This window comes from Shewanella sp. SNU WT4 (assembly GCF_006494715.1).
Classification (GTDB): Bacteria; Pseudomonadota; Gammaproteobacteria; order Enterobacterales; family Shewanellaceae; genus Shewanella.
Map to the genome: position 1 here is coordinate 1,433,522 of NZ_CP041151.1, position 21,254 is coordinate 1,454,775.

The following is a 21,254-nucleotide window of genomic DNA, read 5'->3' on the forward strand; positions in this document are numbered from 1 at the left end:
CACAGTCGGAGAGGTGAGTTCATGGATCTAGCCCCAAAAATTGCTCCTAGTTACGCCCATTTTGATGAGCTATTTAGCCAGATGCGTTTAAGATCTGGACCTGTGTCTGTGCATAATGAAGGCGCCATTTTACCTTGTGTGCGCTGGGTGTTTCCGCGCTCTTGGCTATCAGATGTCGCTATGATCACTAAGCTGTGCCACTGGGCTCATGGCTTTGACTCCTTATCTATTGCGCCGCTGGTAAGACCTGGGGACTATGTCGGCCTAGAGTTTGCTGGCGCGCCGCTTGAGTCCATTTATCAGTCACTGCAATGGGATAATAGCGAAAGCCTAATCATCCATTCACCGCTGCCACAGCTGAGTGAAGCGGGATTGTTAGTGATGGACATGGATTCTACCGCCATTGCCATTGAATGCATTGATGAGTTAGCGGCTATGGCTGGGGTTGGCGCAGAAGTCGCCGCAGTTACTGAGCTTGCCATGCAAGGTGAATTAGATTTTGAGCAAAGTTTACAGCGACGGGTTAAATTATTAGCGGGCGCAGATGAGCGCATTATTACTGACTTATGCCAGCGCTTACCTTTAACGCCTGGGTTAGCTGTAATGTGTCAAACCCTTAAAGACAATGGTTGGAAATTGGTACTCGCTTCAGGTGGTTTTACTCCGTTCGTAAGCGTCTTGCAGCATAAGTTGGGATTAGATGATGCTTATGCCAATCAGTTAGAAATCATAAATGGCAAGCTCACCGGGCAAGTGCTGGGGGAAATAGTTGATGCTAACTATAAAGCGTCGGTATTAACTCAATGCGCGCAGCGTTGGCACATAGCACAAGGGCAGCGCTTAGCCATAGGCGATGGCGCCAATGATATTCCTATGCTGCAAGCATCTGATTTCGGCATAGCCTTTCATGCTAAACCTAAACTGCAAAGCGTTGCTGCGGCCAAGATAAACCGCCTTGATTTACAAACCCTGCTATTTTGGTTGCAAGCATAATGAGCAGCATAAGCACTAACGCTAAGCAGCAACACTGCGAGCACCAAAACGTGAGCATTACTCATCTAGAGCAGCAGTCTCACTTCTTGCCCTTTGAAGATGGGGCGCTGCATGTCCGCTCGATACTGGCACCTGAGCAAGTGCGCGCCGATATGCCTGTGGTATTACTGCTTCATGGCGCCATGTCCAATGGCAAGGTGTTTTATAGTGATAGCGGTAAAGGCTTGGGCTGTTATCTGGCGCGTAATGGTATGGCCGTGTACGTCATGGATACCTTTGGGCGCGGGCAGAGCGAGCCCAGCCTTAATCGCCATAATAATCCGCAGCAAGAGTCAGTGATTTGCCAACAACTGCCATTGGTGCACCGATGGATATTGCAGCACCATCCAGAAGCTAAGGGCGTGCATTGGTGCGCGCATTCCTGGGGCGGGGTATTGATGGCAAGTAGCTTAGTGCGCATGACAGACATAGCGCCAAGGGTGTTATCTTTGGTATGTTTTGGCAGTAAACGCACCATTAAGACTCAGTCCTTGAAAAAGTACTTGATGGTTGATTTACTTTGGAACCGCATTGCGCCGCGATTAGCGCGTAAGCACGGCTACTTTGATGCGCGCCATTGGCGCCTTGGCATGGACAATGAAAGCCAAGCCTCGTTACTTGAAACTATTGACTGGGTTGCAGGCCCTTGGATTGGTCATCAAGATGGTTTTGATTACAGTGAAGCCGCCAAACGCTGCACTTGGCCGCCTGCATGGTTTTTTGCCGGCGCGCGCGATACTGTGCTAGGAAATCCTCGGGATGTACAAGACATGATGGCTGAATGCCAGTTAACTCAGGCTAAGTTTACCTTGCTTGCTAAAGCTAATGGTCATAGTGCGGATTATGGCCATGGTGACATGCTCACCTCGCCATTAGCTATCAGTGATCATTTCCCTGTGCTTAAAGATTGGTGGTTGGAGTTAAATGCCGCGGCTAATCATTCCAACTAATAGCCCTTAAACTAATTTTGCTTGCTCGGAAGTGCAGGGTAACGCAGTAGCACTTCCGAGCTAATATCTAATATCTCGCCAAGGCCAATCACTTGCCAGAGCATGTCTTCCAGCTCTTTTACTTTTTGCGGAGCATGAGGGCGCATATATTCAATTTCACGGCGAATATAGGCCATATCTGGCTTATGCGCGGCGCTGCGATAAATGCGCAGTGCATAGAATTGACCTTGTTGCTGCGCCTTCACAATATAATTAAGCTGCGCGTTAATATCGCCAATAATCCGCGGTTGCAGACAGGTTAAGCTACCTGTGGCTGGTTTTGAAATAAACACTTCAAAAAAATCCATCTCATAATCTGGGTTCATAGTCCGCACTGGATCTAAAAAGTCACGTTTAAGCACGCCATCACCTAGCATGGCGCTTAAATCAATTCCTTGCGGAAAGTTATCAAAGATATTGGTAAGTAAATGCTTAGTTGTGGTGGCAGCTAGGCATGACAGCTTGGCATTGTTGATAGTCTTTTCCACAAACCAGAGTACGCCTGGGAGGCTGCGCATCATCAAGTTTTTCAAGGCTTCCGCCAGCTCTTTGGCCTCGGCATTATTTTCAGTCAATTTTTGCAGTTTTTCTTTATTGGCTTCAATCAGTTTCTTTAAAAACGCTACGCCCATATGAGGCTCATGCCCCATAATTGCCACTAGATGTAAGCTTTGATTATTGCGTCTGCTACGTACTAGCTTATAGGGCATTTCCACCAACATGACTTTACCGGCTAAGGGCTGCAGTTTCGGGAAGCTTAATAGCAAAGGTTCATCAGTGTTAAATTCGAGCACATCATCAAGGTTAAGCTGCATGCCGCGGCCAGAGATATCTTGTGAAATGGCTTTTGCATTAATGTCGCCTTGGCGAATATGCACTAAGGTTTTGAAAGCAAAGCGCGCTTCCATGCGCCGCTCAGAAAATTCCATCGCCACTTGCTGAATTTGGTGAGCATTAATTTTTACTTGGGCAAAGACTTTTAACGCATTGGCGTTTTCTGCATCTAAGCGCGCTTGATAGAGGCGCCGAGCTTGTTCATTGGTCAGATCTTGCACTATTAAGCAGTGCTGCAGCTGAGTTAACTGTTCGGTAACTTCAGGGCTGTAATCGCTGCTTTCTAGCGGCAGAACTGAAGCCTTATAAGGAATTTGGTGGTCAATAGCGTAAGGATTGACGCGATAAATTCTAAAGCTGGTTTTGCGAGCTCCGAAGCCTAAAAATAAATTCAGTAATTGCTGCTGCTCTAATTCCCACAGAGTGGCGGAGTAAAAAAATAGCTTACCATTGGCGTTATGGGAGAAGCATATGAACAGTTGCTGGCGAATGTCTTGTGGCGCTTTGAGTAATCTATCAATGCGTGCATGAGTTAACATGGCAGGTAATTGATTTATATCATTTTGGTCGACAAAGTCATTCAGAATGCTTTGGTTTTCTTGGCTTAATAGCAAATAACTTAAGTGCCATTGCTGTTCTTTTTTGGTGGTAAACACAGCTAAGTGCGGAAAGTGTGGCAGATATTGACGTTCAAGCCCCAAACCTGTGGCGGTATTTAATACGTCACTGACATCGATTTTATAGCGGCCCTTATAGGTTTGCAGCAGCTGCTCTAATAACTCTGAAAGTGCAGGCATAGCATCAAGTCGTTTGAAGCTTACGAAATCGGCATTTGCAGTGGATTCAATCTGTACCACTTGATATTCAACGCCTTGCTTTATCTCATCAGCCACACCATCGTTAATCAGTTCCACTAAAAACAGCTTTACCTTAGCTTGAAGAGAAAGGGCGTGGTTTTTTGGTAACTTAAGACGAATGCCGCTGACTGAAATATCAGTGGAATTTACCGCGTAATTTTGGTTTTGATAATGAATGTCGACCTTGAGGCTATAATGCATCCGCTCTTCATTGCGGTTAAAATAGCTGCCAAGTATTTTTAATGGCATAAAAAATGGCGAATCGAGCACTTGCTTAGTTTTGGCGCTTGCTGCTAGCCTTAGTGATTCGCGGCGACGTTTATGGCTATTGATGACCTCTTCATAGACGCCTAAGGTATAATGCTGCTGATAGAGTGACATCGACTCTAGTAATATGGCTTTGGCGGGGACATCTAAGAAATGCTTCTGTTGATCTACTAGCACTTCCTCCCAAGGCAGTTCAGTTTTATCTCGTAAATCAATATTTCGAGTACAGCGAGTCGCAAGACGATTGAGTTCCATCTTGATGAGAAAACGATCGGAACTCGATTCGCCCGCGGTTAATTGCTCAAACAGCTCCTGAAAATGTTCTTCCATGACGAGAGGTTTGAGCTGGTCTATTAGGCTGCTGTACTCTTTAATTATCATTTATGTTTCTTATAAAAGCATCCAAGCTTTTTATCGGCAGTAAATTTGTTTACTTTATCTTAGCTTATACGAATTTTTGAGAATTATGGCAAAGAATAAAACGGCCTTTGTGTGTAATGAGTGCGGACAAGACTTTCCTCGATGGCAAGGTCAATGTAACGCGTGTAAAGAATGGAACACTATTACTGAGGTGCGTTTAGGAAGTGCGCCAGCTAGTCGCGGTGCAAATTTCAGTGGCTTCGCAGGTTCTGGCAGTAGTCAGGTGCAAACCTTAGCCCAAATTGATTTAAATGAATTGCCGCGCATAGCCAGTTCCTTTGCTGAATTTGACCGTGTACTGGGCGGCGGTATAGTCCCAGGTTCAGCCATCTTAATTGGTGGCCATCCAGGCGCTGGTAAGAGTACTTTATTGCTGCAAACCTTATGTCGTTTGTCGCAGCAAATGCCCGCGCTCTACGTTACGGGTGAAGAATCGTTACAACAAGTGGCGATGCGAGCCCACCGTTTAGGTTTACCGATAGATCAGTTAAAAATGTTATCGGAAACCAGTGTCGAACAAATTTGTGATATTGCCTTACAAGAAAAACCTAAGGTGATGGTGGTCGACTCCATTCAGGTGATGCACATTAACGATGTGCAATCATCTCCTGGCAGCGTGTCGCAAGTGCGCGAGTCTGCGGCTTTTTTAACGCGTTTTGCTAAGCAGCAAGGCATAGCTGTGATCATGGTTGGCCATGTAACTAAAGATGGCAGCTTAGCTGGCCCTAAAGTGCTTGAACACTGTATTGATTGCTCTGTCATGTTTGAAGGTGATAGCGATAGTCGCTATCGTACTTTGCGTTCTCATAAAAACCGTTTTGGGGCGGTCAATGAGCTTGGGGTATTTGCCATGACAGAGAAAGGCTTGAAAGAAGTTGCTAATCCGTCGGCGATATTCTTAACCCGCGATGAAGCGGCTCCAGGCTCATTAGTCATGTCCATTTGGGAAGGGACTCGGCCTTTGCTAGTTGAGCTTCAAGTCTTAGTTGATAGCTCTGCTATGTCTCACCCAAGGCGAGTGGCTGTGGGTATGGATGGCAATCGACTCGCCATGCTATTGGCTGTGATGCATCGTCATGGCGGCCTACAAATGGCGGATCAAGATGTATTTGTGAACGTAGTTGGTGGCGTTAAAGTGACCGAAACCAGTGCTGACTTAGCCTTATTACTAGCCATGGTTTCAAGTTTTAGAAATCATACCTTAGATCAAGACTTAGTTGTCTTTGGTGAAGTGGGGTTATCAGGGGAAATTCGTCCGGTACCTAATGGGCAAGAGCGCTTAATTGAAGCGGCTAAGCATGGTTTTAAGCGCGCTATTGTTCCTAAAGCGAACGCGCCTAAAAAACCTATTGCTGGCATGCAAGTGATAGGTGTATCCAAGCTAAGCCAAGCGTTAGATGCCATCATTTAAATGGCTCATCAATTACGCGTAACACGCATTTAATCGAGTCAGGCGCAGTTTTTATGACTGCGCTGACGACTTCTTAATTTAACTCATGATTATTCTTTAAGAGCACCGCTGCGATGCTGCTCAATAAATAGACTCAATTCGCGGTCCAACAGGCTAGTGTCACCTAGGTTTAATTCAATCAAGCGGCGTAAGTGGCTGATAGATTCCACATCAATATGTTGCGTGCGTAAACCTAACCATTCCTTTTCTTGATGACTAGTTTCAACCTTCATTTGTAAGGAAATATCTGAGCTTGGCAAGGTGAAGTGCAATACCAGATCTGGACTTTTTACATTCAGTTCGGGAGGGCGCTCAACCAGCGCGCCATTCAAACATAAATCAATAATTCGCGTTGGCCAGCGTATGTTACTTTGCGCAATATAGGCATTAGCATTAAAAAAAATCCTTGAGAATTTTCGTCTATCATCCATGTTTTCTTACCTTGCAGCCCCTGTTAACAAACATAAGTATATGTCTTAGCGATTAAAATGCTTGTTTAACGCCGACAAAAACGAATTTAAGATAATTTAGGCCCAATAGTTAATAGGAATTAATGCGTAATATCAGTTTATTATGAAATTTTAACCTGAGTTTATGAAAAATTACGAATACACTTGTCTTCTAACCAAGGAGACACATATTGCCAACTATTTTGCTATTTCAAGCCGCTTCCTGTGCAAGCCATTTACCTTATGAATTCTTTGAGTCGTTAGGGTATCAATTGCGGCGAGTGTGTAATCAAGAGCAGTTGTGGTATGAGCTTAACTTGCATAGCCCTGAGCTTATCTTGTTTGATACTCATACTATGCCGCAAGATAGCATTAGGTTGATTCGTGAAATTCGCAGCCTTACAGTCAATCCTATCTTGGTCATCAGTCCTAACAATGATGTGTTTGATACCATAATTGCATTAGAAATGGGGGCGGATGATTATATGGCGGCGCCTTTGGTATTAAGAGAGTTACAAGTGCGAATGCGCAATTTGCTGTGGCGCCAGCAGTTGTTAACTAAGACTCGGCAGCAGTTGCAGCAAAATAGCGGCTATGGCCAAGATGTGTATTTTGATGATTACCATTTATGCGTTAATCGTCGGCAATTATTTCGCAATCAAGAAGCAATCAGCTTAACTAAAGCTGAGTTTGAATTGTTGCAAGCCTTCACGCGCTACCCTCAGCAAGTATTGAGTCGCCATAGATTGATGCAGCACACTCATCACCGTCATGGCTATGTTAATGAGAGAACCATAGATGTGATTATTCGGCGCCTACGGCAAAAGTTGTGTTCAGGTTTATTTGTGACAGTCCATGGTGAAGGTTATTTGTTTGCGACTATTCCAAGCGCAAAAAAACGCGGCCTAAGCCGCGTTTTCATTAATATCTAGGTTTTTGCAAATAAGCTTTAGCTTTTATCAGACTTAACCCAGTACAAGGTTATCCGCGCTAGTGCTTGATAAAATTGCCCAGCATCTTGTTGCTCAACTTGGCGGCAAAACGCAGGTAACCAAGACAGTAAGCAATTATCAATAAATGCCATCTGCGCCTCGTAACTTGCATGGGTGCATAAATGCCCCATATACGAAAGCATTACCGCTAGATGATCGGCTGGTTCCTTAAAATCGCTTTGCACTGCTAATTGGCTTTGTTTTAAGAAATCACACATCAAATGATGTTGCTCTCCAAACACTAACACTTCCTTAGTATTAGCCAAGTAATGGCTAGCATAAGGCGTTGGCGCGTGCTTACTGCCAATTAAAAATAATCCGCAGTAATCGGCCGCCAGCTCCAACAATTGCCGCTCATTATGAATTTGCGACAATTGCTCCATGATGATTTGTACGTCGTGTTTGACGACAGGATCTTGCGCCAATTGTAACCAAAAAGCTGTTGCTTGAGGCTGAGTTAGCTCGGCGAGCCTAACATCATCTAATTCTCGGGCAAATAGCGATGAAAGCAGCTGGTAAACCAGCGCTCTCACTTGGTCAAGTTCGCTAATGCTGCTAGCTAGCTGACTCATATTGATACCTCGATTGGCCCACTAAAGCCGCTGACTTCAGGCACCTTGCCGCGATACTTCTCATAATTGACTAAGCAAGTATATGCCGAGCAAGCTTGAGCCAATTTCGAGGTACCAATGTCTAATGTACAAGTATTTGGATCGCCATAAGAATCCATAGCACCTATCTCATTGCCGCCTTGTTTGCTGCCATCTTTACCCACAGGGCTATACCAAGCGCCTTCTTGAATACGAATTACTCCTTCAGGGAAATTACTTGAAATAACAGCGCCAGCCAGTAACTGACCGCGGTCATTAAAAACACGGATAATATCGCCGTCGTTAATGCCGCGAGCTTTAGCATCTTTAGCATTGATGTAGCATGGCTCGCGCCCTTGGACTGTATACGTTTCTCTATACGTATCTGATTCACACATTTGCGAATGCAAGCGCTTATCTGGATGACATGATTGCAACCAGATAGGATGCTGCTTGGAGCCAGGGCCGCCGTGGCTGCGCTCTGCCTTTTCCATCCACTTTGGATGACCTGGGCAATCATCATAGTTATAGCTAGCAATCTTGCGGCTAAATATTTCAATTAAGCCAGATGGCGTGCCTAATGGGTTGATTTCAGGGTCATCACGGAACGCTTGGTGTCTAACCCAAGGCTCGCCTGGGCCAAAATCAAAGTAACCACTTTGCCAAAAGGTATTGAAATCAGGCATGTCCCATTTTTTGGCATTATCTTTTTTGCAATCGTTATACAGCATGGCTAGCCATTGCATTTCATTCATGCCGCGAGTGTATTGCTTCTCTTTGTCTGGGCCTAACATGCGGGCAAAGCGCGTGAAGATTTCAAAATCAGATAAACTAGAATATAACGGCTCCACCATTTTCTTCATGGCTATCACGCCGCGATTGGCATAAGCGCCATAGATATCAATATCGTTGCGCTCAAAGGTGGTACAAGCGGGCAGAACTATGTCTGAAAAGCGTGAACCCGCGTTCCAGTTAGTGTCTATGGTAACCACGCATTTTAATTGGCGGTAGGCCTCTTTCATGCGGTTACGTTGCTGGTGGTGATTCCAAGGGTTACAGCCAGAAAACACCATCATTTTGACATCTGGCAGTTTTACTTTACTGCCATTGGCATCAATCACTTTGCCGGGTTCTAAAATGGAGTCAACCCAGCGCGCTACTGGGATAACACTAGAATAGCCTTTAAAGTCTTCACTTGGGTAAATTGGTGTCATACCTTCATCAAGGTTACGCGGGAACGCGCCTGGCATCGCTGCCCCTGATGACGGAATGCCTATGCCTGAATAATGGTGGCCATAGCTTATGCCGCCGCCAGGTAAGCCAATTTGACCTATCATGGTGGCAAGCACGGCTGACATCCAATACGGCTGCTCACCATGTTGCTGGCGCTGAATACACCAACCCACCATGATTTGCACTCGACCTGTGGTCATAATTTTGGCGAGTTCACGGATTTTATCCGGGCTAATGCCACAAATAGGACTCGCCCATTCCGGGGTCTTAGCCACGCCGTCTTGTTCGCCTGTGATATAAGGCAAAAACTCTTCAAAGCCTAAGCTGTAGCCTTCAATAAACTCTTTGTCATAGCTGTTATTAGTTACCATCTCATGGGCGATAGCCAGCATTAAGGGCACGTCAGTTTGCGGATTAACGTACTGGTGCTCACATTCAAGATAATTTTGAGTTTTGCTGACTACAGGATCTATGCTGATCACCCGAATCTTGCCGTCTTTAACTAATTGCTTAAGTTCAGCTAAGTAGGCATAAGATTCGTGGGTTTCAGTATTCCAACCGACCTGTAAGTTTTTATAAGGGTCGTTCGACCACAGAATAATGGTATCTGAGTGCTCTAAAATCAGCGACCACGAGGTGCCTTGGGCATACACTTCCGTCGAACCTAAAACGTAAGGCAAGATCACTTGCCCCGCACCAGTTGAGTAATCCCCTACCTTTTTAACAAAGTTGCCATGCATAGCCACGGCTCTTTGCATATGGCTGGTGCATGAGTGCAACTGACCTACCGCGCGCCAACCGGTTTGGCCTGCGTGCAAACCTGATGGTCCATATTGAGTTTGTACTTGATTCAATGCCTCAATAAACATCGACAAGGCTTTGTCCCAAGTGACGCGTACAAAACGAAAATCGCCGCGAGTATCTGGATTGGCGCCAAAACCACCGGTTAAATAATCGAGGCGCACCATAGGGTAGCGGGCGCGGGAATTGTTATAAACCAAGCCCTTAATGCCATTAATCATATCACTTGGGTATTTATCGTAATCAAAGGGTAATACCTTATCTATCACCCCATTTTTACGGCTAATTTTAAAGGCGCCAAAGTGTGAGCCTGTTACCAAGTAATCGCTTGAGCCTGCTTCGCCTGCAGCGGCTAGGGCTTCAAAGGGGGACAGTAGCGAGCTGCCAGCGATAGATACGCACGAGACAGATAACAACCCTTTCAGAAATTCTCTTCTATTCATCTTAGTTTCCTACTAGTGCTGAGCGCTTTTATCGAAGGTGGATGAATGCTCTTGCAGGTATTTCTGCACTAGAGCTGTAGTATCTTGATCCATATTCACAAACGCGAGCATGCCTTGGAACATTCCAGGCCAAGTGTTGGCATCGAAGTGGTTAGGTGCAGGTTGGGTATGACAAACACTGCATGAAGTATTGTAGGTTTCAGCGGCGTAGCTCCACAGCGGCGCATCACTAGTCAATAAGTAATCCTTGTCTGTCCACATATCCGCTTCAACGCGTTGCCAGGTTAAACCGGTTAATGGGTCGACTTTTTCTTCAAAGACTCTAACTAAGCCTTCTTTAGCCGCGGCATCTTTTGATAATTGTGCAGTTAAGATATTGACGCCGAAGTCAGCATAAATAACGCGGCCTAAACCAACACGCTTACGCCAGCCTTTAATGGCCACTTTAACGCGATTATCTTTGCTCTCTAAGATGTTCACTTCGGTCGCAATGTTAATTGTGCCTTGATCTTCTTTTGAGCTTGCATCGAGATATAAAGGCTTAGTGAGCGCTGTGTAGTAGTCAGCATTGACTTGCAGGCTAGTAACACCGCGGCCCACTTGGGCAATCAATTCAGGTGCTCTGGCAGTACCCATGTTAGGTAAGTTATGAGCAATACCCTTATGACAATCAATACAACTTTGATCGATTTCAGCCGCATGCTTCATCTGTTTTACGGCAAGTGGCGACATAGTGTCCCATTTCATCGATTTATATTGATGGCAGTTTTTACAAGCCAATGAATTAGTCATATCGAAACGCTTCCATTCGCGGGCTGCCATTTCTAAGCGTTTGTTCTCAAATTTTTCATCGGTATCTATGGTATTGACTAGCCAGCCAAATACTTCTTTTGAGGCTTCCATCTTACGACCAATTTTCTGGGTCCATTGATGGGGGACGTGGCAATCAGGGCAGGTGGCACGCACTCCTGAATGGTTCGACCAATGCACTGTGTTTTGTAATTCTTTATAGGGTTTTTGCATGCCATGACAGCTAATGCAAAATTCTTCGGTGTTGGTGTGTTCCAGTGCTGTGTTAAAACCTCCCCAGAACACTATGCCCATCACAAAAGAACACAGAATAATGGTACCTAACGATAAATATTTGGCTGGCGAGCTTAAGGTTCGCCACAGATTGCGTAACCACTTCATAGACATGTCCTCAATAATTTATTTTTTAAAATCTAGTGGCCTGGAATTCCGTAGAAAGTTTGATAAAACCAGATAAAGAAGCCATAGGCTGAAATCAGACCGATAGTCAGAAGTGGGAACAAGATCACTACGACAAATCCTAGGGCTTTAAGCTCGCCCCCTTTGGTTGTCTCGTCTTGGTTTTTGTTTGTGTTATTCATAAATAGGACTCTCCGAAGCAACAATTTTGGCCTTCATCAATAATAGACTAAGAATATGAACCCGAATGTTCAGTGCTATGAATGGATCACGTCTAAATATGAAAAGATGTGAACAGAAGCTTTAGATAACTAAAATGCTGAGGGGAGGCGAAAAACTGTTGGATATTGCTCACTTTTGTCTATTACTAGTTTTCCTAAAGTGAAAATCAAGTACACTGCCGCCAACCAAGGTCATGACGCTATTATTGCGATTTTAATGATGGTTGCAGGTCATAAGCCTTTTGGTTTGTGGATCTCTCACCCACAGTAATGTGGGGCTCTAACCTGCCATGGCCTAGGTCAATTGACCCAAATTAAGAGATCGTACAAGGATAATCATGAATAATTCCGCTCCAAATAACACACCTACACCAAGCTGGCTTGAACGCCAATTTAATATCACAGCGCGTGGAACCACGGTAAAACGTGAATTGATTGCTGGTTTAACGACCTTCCTCGCTATGGTCTACTCAATTATCGTAGTGCCGAAAATGTTAGGCGAAGCTGGATTTGACACCGGCGCGGTATTTATTGCTACCTGTTTAATTGCGGCGTTTGGCTCGCTCCTTATGGGGTTATGGGCCAATTTACCTATGGCCATTGGCTGCGCTATTTCACTGACTGCCTTTACCGCTTTTAGTTTAGTGATAGGCCAAGGCATGAGTATCGGAGTGACCTTAGGGGCGATATTTTTAACTGGGGTAACTTTTACTGTTATTTCAGTCACTGGCATACGGCAGTGGATTTTAACTAACTTGCCGGCTGGTATTGCTCATGGTACAGGGATTGGTATTGGTCTGTTCTTATTGCTGATTGCCGCTAACAGTGTCGGTTTAATCGTGGGTAATTCCGCGGGCTTACCAGTAAAGCTTGGAAACATTGACTCACTAGGTGTGATAGCTGCAATCGTAGGTTTAGCTGCGACCATAGGGCTTGAAAAGAAGCGCGTACCAGGCGGCATACTGTTAGTCATCGTAGTGTTATCTATTTTTGGGTTAATCTTTGATCCTAATGTGGCTTACCAAGGCTTTTTTGCCCTGCCTAATTTTACTAACGAGCATAGCTTAATAGGGCAATTAGATATTATGGGCGCGCTTAACCCTGTGATATTGCCGATAGTGTTGGCGTTAGTAATGACTGCAATTTTTGATGCCACAGGCACCATTCGCGCTGTTGCTGGCCAAGCCAAGTTACTTGATAGTAAAGATCAAATTATCGATGGTGATAAAGCCTTAACCTCAGATTCAGTAAGTACCATTTTTGCTAGTCTCGTTGGTGGCTCGCCAGCTGCCGTCTATATTGAATCGGCAGCAGGAACGGCAGCAGGTGGCAAAACTGGCTTGACCGCCACTGTGGTAGGCGTGTTATTTTTATTGATGATGTTCTTAGCGCCATTGAGCTATTTAGTGCCAGCCTACGCGACAGCGCCAGCCTTAATGTATGTTGGGCTGTTAATGCTATCTAATGTTAGCAAGCTTGATTTTACTGACAGCATAGATGCAATGGCAGGCTTAACCTGCGCCGTATTTATTGTGCTCAGCTGCAACATTGTCACTGGCATTATGCTTGGCTTTGTGACTTTAACCATAGGGCGCTTACTGGCGGGTGAGTGGCGCCGTTTAAATGTCGCGGTAATCACTATTACCGTCGGTCTTGCCATCTTCTACTTAGGTGGTTGGGCAATTTAACTCCCTCGATTTATTGTGCTGCTAAGCCTTGGTGATAAAGCTTTTCAGCACATCTTTCCACGTCAAAATCCCTACCAGTTGATTATCTCTAAGTACAGGCAAACAACCTATATTGCGCTCGACCAACAGGCTTGCCGCTTGGGCTAAGCTGCTGTCAGCCGTAATGGTTATCACTTTTCGACTCATGATTTGATGGACTCGTTTGTTGAGACACACAAGTTCACTGTCTTTAGCTAGCGGGTTATCAACGTTGGGATTGAGTGCGCGCAATAAGTCTCGCTCGGATACCAGACCAACTAACTGGTGATTCTCGACCACGGGCAAATGATGCAGCTTACTGTGATTAAATATGTCTTTGACTAAGCTAATTTTGTCATCCATTTCCACTGTGACTAGTCTATTACTCATCATGTGACTTACTTGCATATTTTCATCCTGAAAATAGGGATTAATCGCTATGATTAAACCAAAAACATTAATTAGTTCATAACTATACTATGGCTTTACTAAAAATGGGGAGTATGGAGGTATGGGCTAAGTGTAGCGGAGATAATGCAAAAATTGGCTGCCTAAATTACTCGTTGAGTTAATTTAGGCAGCCAAAATGACAGTTGATATTTATCTAAGACGATTTAGACGCACGACTTAAAAGAATAAGTGCGCCATACCTGCAATCACTGGCAGTGTGATTAAGGTACGCAAAATAAAGATCATAAACAGTTCAGCAAAGTTGACCGGAATCTTACTGCCTAACAGTAACGCGCCCACTTCACTCATATAAATCAGCTGAGTCACTGACATAGCGGCTATCACAAAGCGAGTCATATCGGATTCAATCGATGCTGCTAAAATCGATGGAATAAACATATCGGCAAAACCAACCACGATAGTTTTTGAGGCTTCAGCGGCTTCTGGAATCTGTAATAATTCTAAAAATGGGATGAATGGCATACCTAACCAAGTAAAGATAGGTGTGTATTCGGCCACAATTAATGCCAAGGTACCAATACCCATGACTACTGGCAGTACGCCAAAAATCATATCAACGGCATTTTTAACACCTTCATTAAGGAACTGTTTTACGCCGCCAGAGTTCTGAGCTCTTTGCATGGCTAAATCTAAGCCCCAGCCTAATAATGACTTATCGGTTGGTTTAAGTTCGGCGACTGAGCTTCTTGGCGTGCCATCAATATAAGCATCTTTCTTGCGTGATAACGGTGGCAGTCTTGGTACGATAATCGCCGCAGCAAGTCCGGCTAAACACACAGTTAAGTAGAAAGGAGCAAACATGTGGGCCAAATTCACCTGCGAGATGATGACCAATGAAAAGGTAATTGATACCGCAGAGAAAGTAGTACCAATTACGGCGGCTTCTCTTTGGGTATAAAACTTCTCTTCATATTGCTTAGTGGTCAATAAAATCCCGACACTGCCATCGCCTAACCATGATGTCATGCAATCAATGGCACTACGTCCTGGCAAGTTAAACAAAGGTCTCATGATTTTAGTAAGCAAGGCACCTAACAGTTCAAGTAAACCAAAGTTAAGCAGCAGCGGTAGCAGCATGCCGGCAAACAAAAACACGCAGAATAAAATCGGCAGTAAGTCATTAAGAACTAATGAGCCAGTACTGCCAGAAATAATGGCTTCTGGGCCGACTTTTAATAAGCTCATGACAATGAAGATAGCGCCTAAAATGCGCACTATGATCCAGAGTAAATGCACACTAAATAAGTCACGAATGAAGTGGTGACGCTCAAACCATTTAGGTTGCCATAATTTAAACAGCACACTAAATAACGCCGTCATACATACCACGACAGTAATTATGCTAGGTAACCATGCACCTAAGGCTGCGAGTAAGCCTTTAGCAATTACGGCGACAGGAATAGTAATGGCATCTTGATAACTCACAGGGATCATAAACAGCAAGATCCCGATGAAAGAAGGGACGATGAAGGTCAACATCGTCTTTAAGCTATATTTTTGTTGTTCTGTAGCCACGGCAGTAACCCTTAAAAAAGACTAAATACAATGCGGATATGCGTTAGATGTGCATCTTCATTCAGTCAGTAACTCAGTAAAAATAGACTGATAAATCCTTATCAACCTGCGTCGTGCTAAGGCTTTGGCTAGTAAATTTAGCGCAACCTCGATAGCGAATAATTATTGTCATAAAGTGACTAGATATATTTTACTTAAAAAAAGTTTGATGGCACTAATTAATTTTAATAATTTCACAATGTTAAGATAATGCGGGTCTAACCGCTCAAATAGTACTCTATTTGGTTGGCTGTAGTCTTGTGGCTTGTAGATTTATTGGGCAATAGGAGCCAAGTGCTGCCGTCGGGAGTCAGTATCAATGTAAATACTGACGCATAAATTTGAGTTAATCTTGCTTGGAAATGGACTTGCCATCAATTTAGCTGTGAATATTTAACGGTGAGAATTTAACTATGAGTACCGGTGTTTTTCAAAATACTGAACTTGAACTTGAACTTGGACTTGAACTTGAGCGCGGCTGATTGAGAACTTGAGCAGATTTGCGGCGTAGCATAGTAAGGTGCTTTTAGTGACTCCCAAGCAGGGATTAGACTTCAAATGAAAAAGGGCATAAATAAGCAAATCTACAGTGGCTTATTTATGCCTTTGGCTGCATCTACTACTGAACACTTGATAAATAGTGACTGCAATAGTGGCCTAATTAACGATGGATTAGCTGTTAGCTATAGATGCTTGCAGTGAAATACCTGGTTGTTTAAACCAAAATCCGTTGGAGTCTTGCGCTTGGCTTGCGATGCTCTCGCCGCGCATTAGCTTTTGCGCATCATTAAGGCCAGTCTCGCTATCAACTGATACTCTAAAATATTCAACGCCAAGGGCTTCAAGTTGCTGCCATTGGGCGGATAAATTACAGCGGCTGGCCGATTGGGTTTGAATGCCATTTAAGCGCAATAATTGTTGCTGCTCTTGGGTGGCGATATCTATGCCTTGCGGGTAATTGATGCACAAGGTTTGACAGTTATCCTTATTAACCCCAGCTTGCTTGGCGCTAAAACAGCGCGCGGAATGGGCTAAGGGTAAGTGACCTAACCCTAACACTTCAGCGCGTAAACTTGGCTGCGCGCTTAATGTATCCGTTAACCACTCCTTATCTAACTCATAAGGCATAACAAACCTTTGCATGCCAAAGCTTTGTAATAGCTTTAATGTCGCAGGGTTATAGTGATTAATTTCAGCACCTGCGATAAAACCGACCTTAGCTTGCCTTGCCATAGCAACGGCGGCCATATCGTTGGCTTCAATCATAAATTCGCCATTATCGATGATCTGTTTTAATTGGCTGAGTTCAGAACCCGCTTCCAACAAAGCTTGGGTAGTTAATACCACTTGCTTGCCACTGTCTTTTAAGTCGAGCGCCATGGCCCAATAATCTTTAAATTTTAATTGGCGTCTTTTGCTGCACACAGCTTCGCCTAAATACACTAATGATATGTTAGTGGTGGCGACGGCTTGATAAAAACGTTCAGTACGATTTTTGTCCCAGCAATAGAGTAAGGGACCGAGTGACACTTTCATGGTGGGCTCCATTATTGCCATTGCTTTTGATAAGCGCCAAGGGTAGTCACTTGACCTTCGGAGAGATGTGCGAGCACTTGATCCCACTTGGGCAGCACTTGATAGTGGCTTGGGTCAGTCAAATAGCTATCTATGGCTTGGCGCCAAGTTTTAGTGACTTGTGAAACATAGGCCGGGCTTCTCTGGCGGCCTTCAATCTTGAGTGAAGCAATCCCGGCTTGTGCCAATTGCGGCAATAATCGCAAGGTATTTAAGCTAATGGGCGCTTCTAACCAGTGCTCGGCATTGGCATGTTCGCTACTAAGGTAGCGGCCCTTGCATACGACGGGATAGCCTAAAGGCTCAGTCACCGGGGTATTATCAATTAAGACGCCATTAAGATGGGTAGTGCGTTGACCTTGCTGCTCTTGCCACTTGACACAATTTGCAGGCGAGCAACTGCCGCCGGTATTGGGGGATTGGCCTGTAACATAGGATGATAAATGGCAGCGGCCTTCCGCCATAATGCATAAACTGCCAAAGGCAAACACTTCTAAAGACACTGGGCTTGCTGCTGCCAAGGTTTTGATTTGCTTCATCGTCAGCACTCTTGGCAATACCACGCGTTCAATGTTGAACAATTCATGATAAAGCTCAATGCCAGCTAAGTTATTGACGCTGGCCTGCACAGATAAATGCAAGGGAATATACGGATAATGCTGGTGGGCATAATCGAGCAGCGACATATCCGCAATGATGAGGGCATCAACGCCATGATCGGCAGCAAAGTCTATGGTCTCAAGCCATTTATGCTCGGTTCCAGGCATAGAAAAAGTATTGATGGCCAGATGCAGTTTTTTATCTTGCTGCTTAACCAGTTGCACCGCTTGCTTAAATTGGTCCTGACTAAAATTAAGTCCAGCAAATGAGCGCGCATTGGTTTCATTCTTAAGGCCGATGTACACGGCATCGGCTCCGGCATGGAGAGCCGCTTTAAGCGAGGCAAGGTTGCCTGCAGGGCAAAGTAATTCCATGAAAACTCCAACGAGAGGTGAATAATCCACCTAATTAATAGGCTTGGGAGAAATGAAACTTAGTGTAAAAGGCTTTAACATTCAGATGTTTGATTTAAAACAGGAATACTTGTATTAAGCTCAGGTAAACTGCCTAGCTATTTAGTTTGGAGATCCCCTATGTTTGTCAGCGAGCAAGTTGCAAAGAGACTGTTATCTTTGGCTCCTAATGCCTTGTCATTACCGATGAAAGTCGTGCCATTTGCCCTTAAAGCCAAAATAATCGCGCGCTTATTATCGTTAAGCGTTAGTCGCCAGTTTAACCCGCAGGAATTATCTTTTTTGCGCAATCGACCTGTGGGCGTGACTGTACGCGACTTAGATCTTAACTTTGTGGTGACTTACCATGGCGATTTTACTATCCAGCAAAGTGGTGACGCGGATGTATTTTTTAGTGCTAACAGCCGTGAATTATTATTAATATTGGCCGCCAAAGAAGATCCTGACACTTTGTTTTTCCAGCAAAAATTATCAATGCAAGGCAACACTGAATATGGTTTAGCCGTGAAAAATTTATTGATGAGTTTAGAGCTGGACTCGCAGCCCATGGCATTGAAACAAGGGATTTTGGCGCTGACGGCAGTGTTGTTATCTCTAGAAGCGCAAGCTGGGATTGAACACGCGTATTTATAAAGGCATTAAGGGCGCTACATCATTTGGCGTTAAACTGAATGATTAACGCCAAACTATAAATTATTCAACGACTTTAGGGGTATGGCTTGCAGTCCCTTTCGCCGAGTGCAGTTGACGCAAATGCTGCTGCTCGCCTTTACGTTTAACCTTAGCGTCATCTATGACTATGATTTCTTCAATAACAACCAAACTTTTGACTTGTTCTACATGTCTGTCGTGCTGCTGCTGACCTTTACGCTTAACGTTTTCGGTGTGCGAAGTTTGCGGCGTTTGCTCATTAGCCAGTAAAGTACCGCTAATTAAAGTCGTTAATAACAATAAAGGCTTAGTGAATTTCGCCATGGGTGTCTCCAGTTCTCTCTAATAAAGTGAGGTTATTTTAGTGAATAAATACTTAATATGCTCACATTTTATTCCCTGCAAAAACTCACTGTTGCGGTAACATCAGCCGCTTACTGGTTGTTATCCGCACGCCATTGACTAAAACAATTAACACTAAAATAACTATTCCAACGGGGTCAATACTCGGTAATTGATTGAAAAATATTTGGTCAGCCAAGATAGTTAGCAGACATGTTGCACTTGATAGTAATAACGCCCACGCCAGCATTAGTCGACATTTCATAGCATTCCCGCTTAAATTAGCCCTTAACTCCTATGATTAATATTCGCACATTTGTGAGCAAGATCAATAAAATTAACCGTTGGCGCGAGCGAATTTGCTAATTATAGCTACAAAAAAAGCCCTCGAGAGGGCTTAGTTATGCAAAAAATCTGACTTAATGTTTACCAGTAATGCGGGCGTATTTGAGTAATAACTCATCTTGAGACTCAACGCGCGTTGAGTCTGGGTCGATGCAATCAATCGGGCACACAGATACACAAGTCGGTTTATCATAATGGCCAACGCATTCAGTGCAGAGGTCGGGATCTATCTCATAGATCTCCTCACCCATAGCAATGGCCTGATTCGGACACTCAGGCTCACACATATCACAGTTGATACAAGAGTCGTCGATGATTAATGCCATTACTCTTGGACCTTATGTGGATTACGAGTATCCATACCTTCAGGTAAATTGCGCAGTAATATGCCTTTTTCAATATCAAAATCATTCGGCACTGGCATATACACCATGTGTCCTGAACCTAACCCAGCCTCAACCGCTTCACCTTTACGGTTTAACAGACTATCTAAGGTTAAATTGATATTGCCTTGGGGTGTCATTAATTCAACGCTATCGCCAAGCACAAATTTGTTTTTCACATCGATTTCAGCCATGCCTTGATCGTTGCGTTTGCCCGTGAACTCACCGACAAATTGCTGGCTATCACTAATAGAGTGGCCATAGTCATAATTTTGATATTCATCATGCACGTGACGACGCAAGAAGCCTTCGGTATAACCGCGATGTGCTAAGCCTTCTAAGCGAGCCATTAAGCTGCCATCAAAGTTGCGACCAGCGCAGGCATCATCAATAGCTTGTCGATATAGCTGTGCTGTACGGGCAACATAATAGAAAGACTTAGTGCGGCCTTCAATTTTAAGTGAGTCGATACCCATCTTAGTCAAACGCTCTACGTGTTGAATTGCACGCAAGTCTTTTGAGTTCATGATGTAAGTGCCGTGCTCATCTTCAAACGCTGGCATATATTCGCCAGGGCGACCTGATTCTTGCAGCAGATACATGTTATCGCTTGGCTGACCTTCACCTAAGGTTGATGCTGGGTGAATGGCAACGATATCGCCGCTATCATCTTGCTTGGCATCATGGATGTCGTATTTCCAGCGGCAAGCATTAGTGCAAGTGCCTTGGTTAGGGTCACGCTTATTGATATAGCCAGATAATAAGCAGCGGCCTGAATACGCCATACATAAGGCGCCGTGCACGAATACTTCGAGCTCAATATCTGGGCAGCGTTGGCGAATTTCTTCAATTTCATCTAAAGACAATTCACGCGATAAGATCACGCGCTTAATGCCTTGGGTTTGCCAAAACTTAACCGATGCCCAGTTAATGGCATTGGCCTGCACTGATAAATGCACCACTTGATCAGGGAAGGCTTCTCTGGCCATCATAATCAAGCCAGGATCTGACATGATAATGGCGTCTGGCTTCATAGCCACAACAGGTTCCATGTCCTTGATATAAGTTTTCAGCTTGGCATTGTGAGGAGCAATGTTGCTCACCACATATAATTTTTTCCCTAACGAATGAGCTTCTTGAATGCCTTGAGCCAGGTTCTCCATCTTGAAGTCATTATTGCGAACTCTAAGGCTATATCTTGGTTGCCCTGCATAAACGGCGTCGGCTCCATAGGCGAAGGCGTAACGCATGTTTTTCAGTGTCCCGGCAGGGGACAAAAGTTCTGGTTTAAACATAATCACTCTCAATAGGGTTAGTGCTGGCGGATCTTGGACCCGAGAATATCAATAGTAGAGGGTTACAGGCATAAGCAAGCTAGTGACGACTGAAACTGAGGCTACTGTGATAGGGCGGGCATTTTACTCAAT

The 21,254-nt window shown here is 44.4% G+C and carries 20 protein-coding genes; 7 read left to right on the forward strand and 13 right to left on the reverse strand.

The features are described 5' to 3' along the window. The first annotated feature begins 21 nt into the window (after window positions 1-21). Window positions 22-993: a phosphoserine phosphatase SerB gene (gene serB / locus FJQ87_RS06560; RefSeq protein WP_140931705.1), complete on the forward strand. Its 972-nt coding sequence runs from the start codon at window positions 22-24 to the stop codon at window positions 991-993. Next, window positions 993-1,982, forward strand: a complete 990-nt coding sequence (locus tag FJQ87_RS06565) for an alpha/beta fold hydrolase (protein ID WP_140931707.1) — start codon at window positions 993-995, stop codon at window positions 1,980-1,982. The genes serB and FJQ87_RS06565 overlap by 1 nt, the downstream gene beginning before the upstream one ends. Window positions 1,983-1,993: 11 nt before the next feature. On the opposite strand, the gene FJQ87_RS06570 is transcribed toward FJQ87_RS06565, so the two are convergent. Further along, window positions 1,994-4,360, reverse strand: coding sequence for a PilZ domain-containing protein (locus tag FJQ87_RS06570; protein ID WP_140931709.1), 2,367 nt, complete (start codon window positions 4,358-4,360; stop codon window positions 1,994-1,996). An 85-nt stretch (window positions 4,361-4,445) separates the two neighbouring features. On the opposite strand from FJQ87_RS06570, the gene radA reads away from it, so the two are divergent. Further along, a complete protein-coding gene (gene radA, locus FJQ87_RS06575; RefSeq protein ID WP_140931711.1) occupies window positions 4,446-5,810 on the forward strand; it encodes a DNA repair protein RadA in 1,365 nt (454 codons plus the stop codon). Between the two features lie 89 nt (window positions 5,811-5,899). Here radA and FJQ87_RS06580 read toward each other — a convergent pair whose 3' ends face one another. After that, window positions 5,900-6,280, reverse strand: coding sequence for a PilZ domain-containing protein (locus FJQ87_RS06580; RefSeq protein ID WP_140931713.1), 381 nt, complete (start codon window positions 6,278-6,280; stop codon window positions 5,900-5,902). A gap of 209 nt (window positions 6,281-6,489) precedes the next feature. Between FJQ87_RS06580 and FJQ87_RS06585 the strand changes: the two genes are divergently transcribed. Next, window positions 6,490-7,230 (forward strand): winged helix-turn-helix domain-containing protein, encoded by a 741-nt coding sequence (locus FJQ87_RS06585; RefSeq protein ID WP_240778856.1) that lies wholly within the window; start codon window positions 6,490-6,492, stop codon window positions 7,228-7,230. A gap of 17 nt (window positions 7,231-7,247) precedes the next feature. Here the strand turns inward: FJQ87_RS06585 and torD are convergent, their stop codons facing one another. Genes torD through FJQ87_RS06605 form a run of 4 tightly spaced genes read right to left on the reverse strand, consistent with a single transcriptional unit; the run spans window position 7,248 to window position 11,748 of the window. Continuing rightward, window positions 7,248-7,862, reverse strand: coding sequence for a molecular chaperone TorD (gene torD, locus FJQ87_RS06590; RefSeq protein ID WP_140931717.1), 615 nt, complete (start codon window positions 7,860-7,862; stop codon window positions 7,248-7,250). Beyond that, window positions 7,859-10,357 carry a trimethylamine-N-oxide reductase TorA gene (gene torA / locus FJQ87_RS06595; RefSeq protein WP_140931719.1) on the reverse strand — a complete coding sequence of 833 codons (2,499 nt, stop codon included), beginning with the start codon at window positions 10,355-10,357 and terminating at the stop codon, window positions 7,859-7,861. Before torA ends, torD begins: the two co-directional genes overlap by 4 nt. Before the next feature lie 12 nt (window positions 10,358-10,369). Further along, window positions 10,370-11,548: a pentaheme c-type cytochrome TorC gene (gene torC / locus FJQ87_RS06600; RefSeq protein WP_140931721.1), complete on the reverse strand. Its 1,179-nt coding sequence runs from the start codon at window positions 11,546-11,548 to the stop codon at window positions 10,370-10,372. Between the two features lie 32 nt (window positions 11,549-11,580). Next, a complete protein-coding gene (locus FJQ87_RS06605) occupies window positions 11,581-11,748 on the reverse strand; it encodes a periplasmic nitrate reductase, NapE protein (RefSeq protein ID WP_140931723.1) in 168 nt (55 codons plus the stop codon). Window positions 11,749-11,923: 175 nt separating this feature from the next. Between FJQ87_RS06605 and FJQ87_RS18925 the strand changes: the two genes are divergently transcribed. Beyond that, complete coding sequence (locus FJQ87_RS18925; RefSeq protein ID WP_276613160.1) at window positions 11,924-12,058, forward strand: hypothetical protein; 135 nt, start codon at window positions 11,924-11,926, stop codon at window positions 12,056-12,058. Window positions 12,059-12,125: 67 nt separating this feature from the next. Then, window positions 12,126-13,475: an NCS2 family permease gene (locus tag FJQ87_RS06610; RefSeq protein ID WP_140931725.1), complete on the forward strand. Its 1,350-nt coding sequence runs from the start codon at window positions 12,126-12,128 to the stop codon at window positions 13,473-13,475. Window positions 13,476-13,496: 21 nt separating this feature from the next. On the opposite strand, the gene FJQ87_RS06615 is transcribed toward FJQ87_RS06610, so the two are convergent. From FJQ87_RS06615 to FJQ87_RS06630, 4 genes are all read right to left on the reverse strand, one after another. After that, window positions 13,497-13,901, reverse strand: a complete 405-nt coding sequence (locus tag FJQ87_RS06615; protein ID WP_140931727.1) for a CBS domain-containing protein — start codon at window positions 13,899-13,901, stop codon at window positions 13,497-13,499. A gap of 219 nt (window positions 13,902-14,120) precedes the next feature. After that, window positions 14,121-15,479, reverse strand: a complete 1,359-nt coding sequence (locus FJQ87_RS06620) for a YjiH family protein (RefSeq protein ID WP_168195151.1) — start codon at window positions 15,477-15,479, stop codon at window positions 14,121-14,123. 711 nt (window positions 15,480-16,190) lie between these two features. Beyond that, window positions 16,191-17,054, reverse strand: coding sequence for a U32 family peptidase (locus FJQ87_RS06625; RefSeq protein WP_140931731.1), 864 nt, complete (start codon window positions 17,052-17,054; stop codon window positions 16,191-16,193). Window positions 17,055-17,065: 11 nt separating this feature from the next. Further along, on the reverse strand, window positions 17,066-18,067 hold the full coding sequence (locus tag FJQ87_RS06630) for a peptidase U32 family protein (RefSeq protein WP_140931733.1): 1,002 nt from the start codon (window positions 18,065-18,067) through the stop codon (window positions 17,066-17,068). A 159-nt stretch (window positions 18,068-18,226) separates the two neighbouring features. On the opposite strand from FJQ87_RS06630, the gene FJQ87_RS06635 reads away from it, so the two are divergent. After that, window positions 18,227-18,739, forward strand: a complete 513-nt coding sequence (locus tag FJQ87_RS06635) for an SCP2 sterol-binding domain-containing protein (RefSeq protein WP_140931735.1) — start codon at window positions 18,227-18,229, stop codon at window positions 18,737-18,739. A 60-nt stretch (window positions 18,740-18,799) separates the two neighbouring features. Here the strand turns inward: FJQ87_RS06635 and FJQ87_RS06640 are convergent, their stop codons facing one another. The 3 genes from FJQ87_RS06640 to yegQ form a co-directional block, all read right to left on the reverse strand. Beyond that, a complete protein-coding gene (locus FJQ87_RS06640) occupies window positions 18,800-19,081 on the reverse strand; it encodes a hypothetical protein (RefSeq protein WP_140931737.1) in 282 nt (93 codons plus the stop codon). Window positions 19,082-19,518: 437 nt separating this feature from the next. After that, window positions 19,519-19,770 carry a YfhL family 4Fe-4S dicluster ferredoxin gene (locus FJQ87_RS06645; protein ID WP_140931739.1) on the reverse strand — a complete coding sequence of 84 codons (252 nt, stop codon included), beginning with the start codon at window positions 19,768-19,770 and terminating at the stop codon, window positions 19,519-19,521. Further along, complete coding sequence (gene yegQ, locus FJQ87_RS06650; protein WP_140931741.1) at window positions 19,770-21,122, reverse strand: tRNA 5-hydroxyuridine modification protein YegQ; 1,353 nt, start codon at window positions 21,120-21,122, stop codon at window positions 19,770-19,772. Before yegQ ends, FJQ87_RS06645 begins: the two co-directional genes overlap by 1 nt. Between the last annotated feature and the right edge of the window lie 132 nt (window positions 21,123-21,254).

Coding starts and splice junctions, on each gene's coding strand:
- FJQ87_RS06625 (WP_140931731.1), bottom strand. CDS start 17,054: ATGAAAGTGTCACTCGGTCCCTTACTCTATTGCTGGGACAAAAATCGT.
- FJQ87_RS06635 (WP_140931735.1), top strand. CDS start 18,227: ATGTTTGTCAGCGAGCAAGTTGCAAAGAGACTGTTATCTTTGGCTCCT.
- FJQ87_RS06630 (WP_140931733.1), bottom strand. CDS start 18,067: ATGGAATTACTTTGCCCTGCAGGCAACCTTGCCTCGCTTAAAGCGGCT.
- FJQ87_RS06580 (WP_140931713.1), bottom strand. CDS start 6,280: ATGGATGATAGACGAAAATTCTCAAGGATTTTTTTTAATGCTAATGCC.
- FJQ87_RS06645 (WP_140931739.1), bottom strand. CDS start 19,770: ATGGCATTAATCATCGACGACTCTTGTATCAACTGTGATATGTGTGAG.
- FJQ87_RS06605 (WP_140931723.1), bottom strand. CDS start 11,748: ATGAATAACACAAACAAAAACCAAGACGAGACAACCAAAGGGGGCGAG.
- FJQ87_RS06565 (WP_140931707.1), top strand. CDS start 993: ATGAGCAGCATAAGCACTAACGCTAAGCAGCAACACTGCGAGCACCAA.
- torC (WP_140931721.1), bottom strand. CDS start 11,548: ATGAAGTGGTTACGCAATCTGTGGCGAACCTTAAGCTCGCCAGCCAAA.
- FJQ87_RS06610 (WP_140931725.1), top strand. CDS start 12,126: ATGAATAATTCCGCTCCAAATAACACACCTACACCAAGCTGGCTTGAA.
- FJQ87_RS06640 (WP_140931737.1), bottom strand. CDS start 19,081: ATGGCGAAATTCACTAAGCCTTTATTGTTATTAACGACTTTAATTAGC.
- FJQ87_RS06570 (WP_140931709.1), bottom strand. CDS start 4,360: ATGATAATTAAAGAGTACAGCAGCCTAATAGACCAGCTCAAACCTCTC.
- yegQ (WP_140931741.1), bottom strand. CDS start 21,122: ATGTTTAAACCAGAACTTTTGTCCCCTGCCGGGACACTGAAAAACATG.
- FJQ87_RS06615 (WP_140931727.1), bottom strand. CDS start 13,901: ATGCAAGTAAGTCACATGATGAGTAATAGACTAGTCACAGTGGAAATG.
- serB (WP_140931705.1), top strand. CDS start 22: ATGGATCTAGCCCCAAAAATTGCTCCTAGTTACGCCCATTTTGATGAG.
- torA (WP_140931719.1), bottom strand. CDS start 10,357: ATGAATAGAAGAGAATTTCTGAAAGGGTTGTTATCTGTCTCGTGCGTA.
- radA (WP_140931711.1), top strand. CDS start 4,446: ATGGCAAAGAATAAAACGGCCTTTGTGTGTAATGAGTGCGGACAAGAC.
- torD (WP_140931717.1), bottom strand. CDS start 7,862: ATGAGTCAGCTAGCTAGCAGCATTAGCGAACTTGACCAAGTGAGAGCG.